The 10959-nt window shown below is 43.0% G+C and carries 14 protein-coding genes; all 14 read left to right on the top strand.

All coding sequences use genetic code 11. The features are described from left to right. The first annotated feature begins 46 nt into the window (after positions 1-46). Entirely contained in the window at positions 47-238 is a 192-nt protein-coding gene (locus tag POTG_RS14305; RefSeq protein ID WP_009225541.1) for a stage V sporulation protein S, read from the top strand. Continuing rightward, complete coding sequence (locus POTG_RS25420; protein WP_379402131.1) at positions 222-290, top strand: hypothetical protein; 69 nt, start codon at positions 222-224, stop codon at positions 288-290. The genes POTG_RS14305 and POTG_RS25420 overlap by 17 nt, the downstream gene beginning before the upstream one ends. Before the next feature lie 41 nt (positions 291-331). Continuing rightward, positions 332-745, top strand: a complete 414-nt coding sequence (locus POTG_RS23940) for a hypothetical protein (protein WP_068779919.1) — start codon at positions 332-334, stop codon at positions 743-745. A gap of 22 nt (positions 746-767) precedes the next feature. Beyond that, positions 768-950 (top strand): hypothetical protein, encoded by a 183-nt coding sequence (locus POTG_RS23935; protein WP_009225540.1) that lies wholly within the window; start codon positions 768-770, stop codon positions 948-950. A 26-nt stretch (positions 951-976) separates the two neighbouring features. Further along, the gene (locus POTG_RS14300; RefSeq protein ID WP_009225539.1) at positions 977-1600 is read left to right on the top strand and encodes a hypothetical protein; all 624 of its coding nucleotides are present in this window, start codon (positions 977-979) and stop codon (positions 1598-1600) included. After that, entirely contained in the window at positions 1597-2139 is a 543-nt protein-coding gene (locus POTG_RS14295; protein WP_009225538.1) for an HD-GYP domain-containing protein, read from the top strand. The genes POTG_RS14300 and POTG_RS14295 overlap by 4 nt, the downstream gene beginning before the upstream one ends. Continuing rightward, a complete protein-coding gene (locus tag POTG_RS14290) occupies positions 2136-2588 on the top strand; it encodes a metal-dependent hydrolase (protein WP_009225537.1) in 453 nt (150 codons plus the stop codon). The genes POTG_RS14295 and POTG_RS14290 overlap by 4 nt, the downstream gene beginning before the upstream one ends. A gap of 179 nt (positions 2589-2767) precedes the next feature. Further along, on the top strand, positions 2768-3160 hold the full coding sequence (locus tag POTG_RS14285; RefSeq protein WP_036645534.1) for a hypothetical protein: 393 nt from the start codon (positions 2768-2770) through the stop codon (positions 3158-3160). A gap of 344 nt (positions 3161-3504) precedes the next feature. Further along, positions 3505-4290, top strand: coding sequence for a hypothetical protein (locus POTG_RS14275; RefSeq protein ID WP_009225535.1), 786 nt, complete (start codon positions 3505-3507; stop codon positions 4288-4290). Positions 4291-4342: 52 nt separating this feature from the next. Continuing rightward, positions 4343-6328, top strand: a complete 1986-nt coding sequence (locus tag POTG_RS14270) for a VirB4 family type IV secretion system protein (protein ID WP_009225534.1) — start codon at positions 4343-4345, stop codon at positions 6326-6328. Between the two features lie 17 nt (positions 6329-6345). Beyond that, positions 6346-8325: a hypothetical protein gene (locus POTG_RS14265; protein ID WP_009225533.1), complete on the top strand. Its 1980-nt coding sequence runs from the start codon at positions 6346-6348 to the stop codon at positions 8323-8325. A gap of 9 nt (positions 8326-8334) precedes the next feature. Beyond that, complete coding sequence (locus POTG_RS22770) at positions 8335-10047, top strand: M23 family metallopeptidase (protein ID WP_050769774.1); 1713 nt, start codon at positions 8335-8337, stop codon at positions 10045-10047. 133 nt (positions 10048-10180) lie between these two features. Beyond that, positions 10181-10594 carry a hypothetical protein gene (locus POTG_RS14255; RefSeq protein ID WP_009225531.1) on the top strand — a complete coding sequence of 138 codons (414 nt, stop codon included), beginning with the start codon at positions 10181-10183 and terminating at the stop codon, positions 10592-10594. Beyond that, positions 10591-10959: hypothetical protein (locus tag POTG_RS24405; RefSeq protein WP_036645529.1), on the top strand; the 369-nt coding region annotated here is incomplete at its 3' end. The genes POTG_RS14255 and POTG_RS24405, both read left to right, overlap by 4 nt.

Here is a 10959-nt window from a genome sequence, read left to right as displayed (position 1 = left end):
ATAGAGAGTAAGGAAACTCTTAATAAGTCAAATGGAGGAATTTAATATGTCTGAAAATGTATTTAAAGTATCTTCAAAATCTTCGGTTAACGCACTAGCTGGTGCTGTGGCTGGAGGCATCCGCGATGGAAAGGTGAAGCTGGAGTTACAAGCCGTTGGTGCAGCAGCTGTCAACCAGGCGCTCATCCCAAGGTATCAACCTGACTTGTATCCCTGCTTTTGTGGATGTGACGATTGAAGGAAAGCAGAGAACTGCCATGAAGCTAATTGTCGAGTCTGAGAGCCATTGATTAATGACAAACTTTCTTGAAAGTGGAAAGGGGTGGGAAGGATGTACTTTGCTAACGAACAACACAAAATTAATTTTCAACGTATTGCAGCGAAATTTCCTGACGTAAAAAAGGCAAGAGATTATTGCGCTGCTTGTTACATCGGAGCATATCCTGAGATTTTTAAATGTTTCACTTTGGAAAAACAAGTACATGGGCCATTTGACTGGTACTTTGATTATTTAGTTGATCCGTGTAATTTTGTCATACGAAGAGATTGCGGGGAAACAACTGGTGATACAGCTCCGCTTACCGGACAAACTAGATGCTTGTTGGAGCTTGGCCTGAATCTTTGGAATGGTCGTGATTTTGATTTATCCGTGGGTCTGTGCTCTTGGGATAGAGAGCTATACCTTGTAGCACTACAGGCCATTGATTTGCGCCGCTCTTCTCCAATATTGTCATTAACTCAATAATTAGCTTGGAGGAATCGTTCATATGAGCACATTAACAAAGCCTGAACGAATTCGTAGTAGAGAAAACATCCAGAACATCCGTGAAGAATCTGGACATGCCTGTGAGTATGTTGATCCTGTTACTGGAGAACGTTGTAGTCATCCAGCAGAAGGTGAACCTCATCATATTCGTACGCTGGCGGGGATGATCGAAGGGAAAATCTAATTCATTTGTGTGGTTGGCATCATCGGTTGTTTCATGATGGTAACCTGGATCGAAATGAATTGCTCACTATCGTTGCCAAGCGTGAAGGGCTAACACCAGAGGAAGTGGCGGATATTTTGAAACTGAGCTATCAGCCTCCTCCAGCCCAGCCAGCCCCTCAGCCCAAGGTTGAGGAACTGCTGCAAGCGTACATCCAGATTGATGAACAAGAGCAAGAAACAAGGTTCGTTAAAGGGCAGTTGCTGGATGCAATGTTGGCTGCCGGAGCCAAGCAAAAATTCCTGTCCTCGCAGATTGGAATCAGCCCGGCGCAAATTCGGGAGCTGGTGCATGTCTATCGGACGTTCCCTACACCTGAATCGCGACATCCTGCACTGAGCTGGTATCACCATCGCGTAGCTAGCCATTCAAATGAACCGGCTGCTATGTTGATTAAAGCTGGCGATGAATCCATGAGCACTAGAGAATTGCGCAAGGCCATTCTGAAACAAGAGGGGGCGGAACAACTTGTTAAGCAAGATGAAGATCAGGAACAAAAGAAGGCTCAGCGGTTATTGGCATCTGTGCAAAAGATGTTGGATACCGGAAGCGAGGCCGCCCAGTGGTTTAAAACTAAATTAAAGCAGATGCTTAAGGAGGAGCAAAATTGATTTTAGAAAATGTGCTAAATATGCTTGATCGTGATCATGCCAGACGAGTCAGCAAATTTTCAATGTCACTAGCACGCCAATTGGGTTTATGTGAGGATGAGATTCACCTCATCGGTCAGGGAGCTTTATATCACGACATTGGAAAAATAGCTATTCCTACGTCTTTGCTGGAATCGAAAGAAAAGTTTAATGAAGATGAATATAGGTTGATGCAACGGCATGTAGAGTACGGATTATCCATTCTATCTGTACATACAGGCGAAGAGATTGAAGCGGCGAGGGAGATTATTGCCTCACATCATGAACGTTGGGACGGTCGTGGCTATCCTCATGGTCTAATGGGTGAAGAGATCCCACTGTATGGTCGTATCGTTGCTGTATGTGATGTGTTTGATGCTTTATGTTCTGATAGGCCATACAAGGCAGCTTGGCCTGTAGGAAAAGCGTTGGACTATATTAAAGACCAAAGTGGAGAGTCGTTTGATCCAAGAGTGGTTGAAGCATTCTTGCAGATGATGGCAGAGGGGGTAGCGGTATGAATGGGGCTTCTCATCTAGTTGGCGGAGTGACCGCCGCAATGGTGCTTGGCATCCACTCTCCAGCCCAGCTTGCTGTTGTAGCAGTATCATCCTTATTGCCGGATATAGATCGTCAGAACAGCTTATTAGGGCGTTGTATTCCTGTTTTACCGAGTGTCTTAGAGGCTACTTTTGGTAAGAGAACATTGACACACAGCATCATTTTTGGGCTTTGCGTATGGTTATTGCTTAGCATTCATTCAAGCTGGCAATGGCCTTTTTTAATTGGTTATGTATCCCATCTGATGCTGGATGTAATAACAGGTAAAGTTGCCTTGCTATGGCCTCATCACTGGAAATGGGGCGTTCCGTTATTTGGAATCCCACCTGTTTTTGTTGAGACCATTGCAATTGCCGCTTGGGGAGCGTGGATGGTACTAGGTGGTTATAGTCATTTTTATATTGCTTAATGTAATCAAAAGCTTCTACACACTGTTGTGGGAGCTTTTTTACTTTTATCGAGAACATATGAAGGGAGGGGATTGCATGTTTGCAGGTTGGATTAGCAAAAAGTACGGCATTGCGTGGTCGGTAAGTGAGTTCCGGAAAGACAAACGAGTAGGAGTATGCAAATAGGGAGGTCATTCACTTGAAAAGGTTAAAGCAGATTTTAGTTGTTATGATGGCAGGTTTGTTGTTTATGTTCAGTGCTGTCCCTCTTCAGAATTCTGTACATGCACAGAGCATCAAGGAGAGAATTCAAGGCAGCCAAGGTAGCGAAGTATCTAATTTGGAGAAAAAGGTAGATGAATCAACCACTGCTGGTGTTGATATGGCGCGGCGCATTTTTGTAACGCTCACAATTATCTTTGGGTTGTGGCTTGCTATCAGCTATTTCCGGGCAGGTTTCTCACCGGATACCTTAAGAGAGACAAAAGGTAAAATTGTGTTTTTCCTTGCTTTCTTAATTTTATCATTTTGGACAGAAGACATCTTAGGGGCGGTCTTCAGGTTATTTGGCATAGACCTGTCCAAACTGTGAGCTGTGAGGAATTACTATGTGGGGACAATATCATCCGATACCGTACAAAAGTAAGATCAAAGAAAAGTTTATTACGATCTTTGGCATTGGTCTGAGTCTTAGTCAAGCAGCTTGGTGGACAGTTGGAGGATATCTATCTGTTCAGATGTCTAAGGTGGTTCCGCGCATTGGAACAGACTGGTTTTACTCAAGGCTGCACTACTCCGTACCGTTCTTAATCTGCATGTATCTTTGCTATTTCAAACATACCGGGACTAACCTCCCGGTATGGAAATACTATTATTTAATGCTCCGCTTGAGACTCCGAAATAGAAAATTTTTGTATAGGAAGGGAGGAGCGTGAATTGACTTTTTTATTCATTTTAGCTTTAGTGGCAGCAGTGTTTTATTTAGTGAAATATCAAAAAAAGGAGCAGCCACTTACCGTCCAGGACCTAATTGGAGCGAAAACATCCAAGATTACCTGGGATGGACTTGCTCAAAACGGTAATCAATACCGTTTAGTGGTTGAAGTTGAACCTATTAACCTGGATAATGCCTCAATTGAGGAAAATAAAGCAGTCTGGCTTAACTTTCTTGGACTGATTAACACGATCTCGTTGCCGTATACATTCATCACGCAATCACAACTTTTTGAGATGAAGGATTATACGGATGCCTACGGACAATCTGTTCAAGAGCTTTCTGACGAATATCCGGACTTGAAAAAGTCGGGTGACTTGGTGAGACAATACTTGATAGAGAGTCTGGATCAAGGCACGATCAGAAATTATCACGGCTATATTATTTTTGAATACGAACCGTTGAAGGCAGAGACAGGTGTGGCAGGGACAGGGAGAATGAATGCAATTTTGGACAAAGCCGCTCCTAAAAAGAATAGCTTGTCTGAAGAAGAACAGTCCGAATTGGCACTGCAAGTATTAGAGGAAGCCGAGAGCATTTTATATGGTTTCTGTGAGCAAGTAGGAATGCGTTATCAGCGGCTTGATAAGGCAGGGGTTTGGAATTATACCTATCAAACTTTACAGCGTGAGCTGGCTCCACAAGCACGGATGATTGATGCTATCCGGTCCGACAGTTTTAAAAGGATGAAGCAATCTCTGACAATGGAAGAGATTCAAGGTGCATAAATATCGGTTGAAATGCTAGGCTAATTTTTCTGTACAAGAAGGTGGAGTTGCAATGTTTTGGAGGAAAAGTAAAAAGAGTGTGGGGCTGATTGAAGATAGTCAGCCCCTTCTTGATATCGGAAATGCAAGCGGAGTTGATTTTGCTGCACCCTCTTTTGTGCGAGAAACAATTCCTCAAGATACAAGCTCTAACCAAGTAAAGCTTGATGACTATGCGGTAGAAGTCGGTGGTACGATTACGCCAACTCGATATTTCCGTAGTTTTTATGCTGAGATTTCTTCGGGCAACACTTGGGCAGGTATGTTGGATTCTCTAATTCGTGGTGATCATGGTAAAGGGGATGTGGACTTAGCGATCCATGTCCAACCTTCATCAAATGATCGGGAACTGGATGAGATCGGTCGGCGGATTGCTGGGTTGTTATCAGATTTGGCTGATGAGAAAGATGTTCGCAAGGTTGATGCTATGCGCGACGAGATCGCAGATTTGAAAGAGCGACAAAAACGCATTCGTTTGAATGTTGAACGCAGTTTCAGGGTCTCTATTCAGGTCATCGTAAGCGCCCCTGAATGGAAAGAACTCATGAAGCTGTGTCGCTCGCTTGTCCAGCGCTTTGCTGGGAAGTCGATCTATCTCCGATCAGCCGATGGTCAACAACTTGCGGCGTTGCAATCCGTATTACCTACAGTCAAAGCCTCCGCAGTACAAAAAGAGCATGTCCTATCGTTAGAAAGCTCTAATGTGGCTGATCTTTTCCCATGGGGTGGTGGTAGTCTTAATCACCGCAGCGGTGTGGTAATAGGCAAGGATAGAATGGGGAGACCAGTATGGCTTGATAATTGGCATCCCGAGTTAGCCAACTATAATATGTGTATTATTGGGCGTTCCGGTGCAGGTAAGACTTTTGTTACTTTGCTTATTACACATCGCTCATCACATATTGGTAGACAAATCGGAATTATTGACTGGAAAGGAGAGTATGGCGACTTTCTTCGTGCTTTGGGCTGCCCATTTATTGAACTCCACGAGCATTCTAAGCATCGTATCAATCCATATGATGTTGACATTACAGAACTTGCAGACGGGACAAGATTTGTTGATATCGAAGAAGCGGCGAATTCTGTACAGGCATTAGTCTTTAAAATGATTTCTGTTTATGACCGAAGTGTATTAACAGGCGAAGTGAAAGTATTTATTGGTCGAGCTATAAGACAGCAGTATGCGGAGTACGAGATAACTACAGACCCTGAGAGCTTATATACGACAGATCAAACAATGCAAGGTCAAGGCATTTTCAGGACTGGTAAGGTAAGAAAAGCAATGCCTGAATTGATTGGGTTATGGGAGAAAATGAATGCCCATAAAAGTGAAGCAATTCGAAAAGCAAGTGAGTTGCTACAGCCATTTACCAGAAAAGGTGAAATGAGTTCATATTCGATATTTGACGGTCAATCAACTATTGAACTCAAAAGTGCGCCTATTTTCGGATTCGCGATTAACCGGCTTGATCCTGAGATCATGCGTCCAATTGGTTTATTTGTTACAGAACGTTGGATGATGGAACGCTGGGCGAAGAAACATCCAGAGGTCAAGAAACTCCTTATCATTGAGGAATGCCAGAATATCTTTCTTGACGAAGATTTTGGAGCGGTTTGGGCAGAGAGTGCGTTTCGTGAGGGCCGCGCAACAAATACGGGAATTGTGCCTGTCACTCAAGGCTTGGAAGTCTTTACTCGTTCTCAAGCTGGCATGGCTGCAATTAAAAACAGCCCAATCAAAATTATTGGTATTCAAGAGGCCCTTGATATTGATGCTGTTCGCGGCAAACTGGCGTTAACTGAAGGGGAAGCGGATTTCCTCGTTTATCAAGCTCGTAAGGGAGATATGCTCGTCAAAGTCGATAACCAATCGGTTATTGTACATGTAGATGCATCCCCATATGAGCATATGTTGTTTACCACAGACCCTAATGATCCACTATACGCCGAGCGAAAACGGTACATCAAGGAAAGAGCAAGAGCTGAAGGAACAGCATAAGAAGGGAGGGAATAAGTTTGCGCCGCATTACGATCATTTCGTGTTTATTTCTAATGCTGGTTCACAGTTTTGCCCTCGCAACTCCTGCCTTTGCAGCCGAAGAAAAGGGTATTATAGGTAAGCAAGTCGAGGAATATTATTCGGACGAGGATAACAAGCCTGGCTTGATGGAGCGAACCCTTTCTGATGTCCTCATTGGAGCGGCTAATTTTTTGATAAAAAAATTTAATATGAAAGATGTAACTTTGCTGGTATTCGGCAAAAATCCCGAAACATCCAATGATGGGTTCTTGCAAGGGGGGGATGAAGGTCTTCGGTCTAATTTATATCTTGGAGTATTTTCCGAGGGAATGATGGATGCGATAGACGCGATCTACACTACACTTGAGCACTTTATACCGTATCCTATTTTTATTGCTCTTATACTGATGGCTTTTTTACTTCTCTGGCACGGATACACTGGAGAAGGCAGAACAAAGGCCAAAGATTATGCAACAGCCTTCGTTGTAGGGCTAATTTCCTTGAGATTCGGTATATATCTATGGAAATTCATAGCTACAATTGTTAGTTGGTTTACAGACCTAATCTGGGCGGTTATGGTCGATTACGGACTTCGGCCAGGACTGTTCCTCAATACGATTTGGGGGACCGGTGAAGCCGGATACGACGATATGGTCAGTTATCGAGGATTTGTGGTTGCTGTATTAGTGCTATTAGCAGCACTCATGACTGCAAAGCTAAACTATGACTATACCATGCGATCTATTAATCTGATGATTCTACTAGTAACGTTTGTTGTGTGCTGTATGTTGACCTTGTTCCCTCGTTATCGCAACGCTTTGCAAACATGGTGGGATCAGTTTGTTGCCAATATGATATTGCCCGTTGCCCATGCTTTGGCATTAGGGCTATTTTTTTTCTTGCTCTATTTTAGTAGTGATGGTGTATCTAATTGGGTGATTGTGGCGTACTTATTTGGATTTTCTTCTATACAAAGTCTTGTTCAAAGGCTTTTAGGGACTGAACAGCCAGACTCAAAAATGGGTCGAGCATTAGGTTTTGGTACGTTACTTGCAATGGGTAAAATGTTTTCTGGTAAAAAAACTAACGGTGCTAACGGTAAGTCGGGGGCGTCGAAAGACCAGCTGGTAGGAGAGAATAGCTCATCTGATGCAATCGGCGGTATGTCTGGTGATGCTACGTCTGCGGGGACAAGAGGAACCGTTTCTGGTACTTCGTCTTCGAGTGCAATGTCTGGTGCTAAGCCGAATTTCAGAAATAAGACGGCAAATATAAGTAAAAAGGTCGCAGGTTTCGCATTAAATCAAGGAGCAAAAGGCGTTGGGGCCGCTTTAGGAGCCTCAGTTGGATTGATGGCAGGTAAGCCATTAGAAGGAGCATTTGTTGGCGGGGCTGTTGGAGGAGGAATTGGAAAAGGTGCTCAGTTGGTGGGAAAAGGCGGCATGTGGTTAGGCAAGAAAACATACTCCGGTGCACAGAAGGTCGCAGATTGGGTTAACAGCGGTAGAGAGGAAGCTATAGAGGAACCGCAGCCGTATGAAGAAAAGCCAATGCAACGTTTAACGAACGTTGTGACTGAACAGCCTTTCAGACCAAAAGCAACAGGTGGAGGTGTTATCAATGAGGGTGTATCTATAAATGGTGGGAAGTTTGATGGGGATAATACTGACAAAGGAACAAAGACACAGGGTAAGTCGAACTTTGCTGAGACTGAGCCGACTCGTGCTCGTGGATCCGGAAGTGCTTCTGGAAATGTTGCCGTAAACCGGGGTGTTAGAACCAACGGTGAAAATTTTAAAGGTAACATTATTTCAGATGGTGGAGAAGTCACAGGAGGGGTCATGGATGCCAATAAAATCAAGAATGCGAATGGTGAAACTGTAAATTCATCTTCAAGAGAAAATATTCCGTCTCCAAAATCAGGGCCTGATAAGTCTCCATCAACTGGAGGTAAGCACTATAATTATTATGTTTAGGGGGAAAGAATGGATATTGAAAAAATACTAAAGCAAGGAGGACGAGTACTCCTTAACAAAGCATTAAAGCCGATATTGAAAGCTATCCTTCCTTATGTACTGGCTATTGGAGGGATTGCACTACTGCTGTTTTTGCTCTATTTTATGATCTTTGAGCTTCCGAAGCAGTCAGTGATAGGGACGTTCGATACAATCAAGGATCGTACATCTGGTTTTTTCTATGGTACCAAAGAAGACTCAGATGAACAGTTGTTTGATGAGTATCAGGCTATTGCTGACCGCTGGCATGAAGAGTTAACAGCAGAGCAAGAATCTCAAGTCCAAACCTATGCATTGAATTGGCAGTGGCTGGCTCAGGTGGATCGTTCACTCAACGATCCATCTTTTTTTAACGCATTTTTAGATGAAAACGTCAAGGAAGTAGTGCTAAAACCAGAGGAGACTTTTAAAGAAGTACGCCCCAAGTTCACATGGAAAAGTTCTGAGATTGTTACGGTGAAAGAGGTTTGTCTTCGAAATGAAGATGAGGATGGTGAGGTTACGTACGAAAAGTCAACAGTGACTGAACGTCAGCCCGTTCTTCTTCTGAAAAAGGCAGAGACGATTCAAAATGATTATGTCTATACTTATGATTCAGAAACAACAACTGAAACTTCCCCATCTCCATGCGGTGATCTGACGACAACTGTAACCCAAGACAAATTACAACGGATTGAACCGATGTACAGTGAAGATTGGGAGCCATTAAGAGAAATCCTTAATGCTCATGGTGCCAAGAGAGTAGAAGATCAGGATTTTCTTCTGGAATACTGGCTTTCATATCTTTCAGATGGTGACGGGGAAGGTGATTCCTTAATTGGATTTAATCCAGTTGGAGGAGAATTAGTTTGGCCGACAGAGGGGAGCAAGATTACATCCACTTTTGGCAGCCGAGTCCATCCAATTACGGGAATTATTAAACTGCATGCAGGCGTGGATATTGGGGTTCCAATAGGTACACCTGTCTATGCTGCGAAGTCGGGAAAAGTGATCTTTGCGGATTACATGGGGAATGCAGGTAATGCAATCATGATTCAGCATGATGGTATAGAAACAAGGTATTATCATCTTGATAAAATTAAGGTGGAATCGGGTCAAGAGGTTGAAGCAGGGGAAGAAATTGCTGAATCAGGGAATACTGGCGGTTCAACAGGCCCGCATTTACACTTTGAAGTGCGCGTAAATGGAGAGCCTGTGAATCCGCTGGTTTATTTCGGTTACGATGAATCATCCGATATATTGACTTACCGCCCTTTGGATATTCCTGTATTACTTGAATGGTTAGGCAAACGAAATTCAATGTTGGCTACAAAAGAGATATTAACCATGATTGACGATGCGGCAAAAGCTCAAGGAGTTGATCCTTATTTGCTAATTGCCATAACTGGAGCAGAACAATCCTTTGTTCCAAAAAGCAATAAGTATGCGGATAAGATAGTGAAGAATCCATGGAATGTCTTTGGAAGCTGGCAAGAGGGGAGGGGGGCTGAATTAACAACCAAGGATGCCGCTATAATTGCGGCTAAGACGATAGTAAAGCTTTCTAAGGGAAAGCCCAGTACAGTTAGTCCTATTGCTTGGTTAAGTGATCCTGAAAATCCAAACGGGGTATATGCAACAGGAACAAATTGGGTTAAAAACGTAACTAGTATTTATGAACAATTATCTCAATTAGGGGATTGACGGGTGTCCAAAGTCGAGATACAATAGTATTGCCCTTAGCGAAGCTATGGACTTTTAATTGTAAAAATATACCAAAACAACAACCTCTATTTTAGGGGTTGTTTTTGTTTTGCTATAAAATGGAGGAGTACAGATGATTTTAAGAGTTCGGGTGTTGTTAATGGCGATTATTTTGTTGGTCAGCCATGTCCCTTTAAATACGGCTTTTGCTTCAAATAATGCATCGATTGAAGCATCTATAACTCAGGAGATCAAAGACAATTCAAAGACATTTGATCCTGAAAAAGTGGGGAATCGCTTAAACGAAAAGGGGGAAGAACTTTTTTCTGCCGTTCAATCAGGAAGTAACTTTTATATTTATCTTGCACTTGGTATTTTTCTTATCTTGCTTATCGGCGGTCTATTCTATAAAAAGCTACTTTCAGTTGCATTTTTGCTCTTGTTATTATCCATTGTTGGATATCTAATCATCAATTTCTGGCCGCAGATATTTGACGGAGTGATGTCTATTTTGAATTGGTTGTTTGATGGGAGGAGCGAACAGTGAAACTACACCTGGTGTTTGATTTGTCCATTCTAACGCCACTTGCTGAAGCTTTAGAAACACAAGGTTATTCTATTGCTGGTACGGATGTAACGCTTGAGCAGTTTGCAGTTGCTGCATCAGCAGGGCAGGTAGATGCGGAAATTGCAATTGTTGATGGAGGGCTAGGAGTAGTACATAGGCAGGATTGTGTGAACTTCTTGAAGGAAGTGCGCATGCGCGTACCAGATACAAGACTGATTGTTATCTTGCCAGAAGTAGATAGCGAGTGGCAAAGAAGTTTGGGGATGTACGGTATATATGATGTTTATGCCGCCGAACAATTCGGAATAGAGGATGTACAAAGATGGATTCAAACGAAAAAAACA

This window comes from Paenibacillus sp. oral taxon 786 str. D14 (genome assembly GCF_000159955.1).
GTDB lineage: Bacteria > Bacillota > Bacilli > Paenibacillales > Paenibacillaceae > Fontibacillus > Fontibacillus phoenicis.
This window is presented reverse-complemented; position numbering and strand designations above follow the sequence as displayed.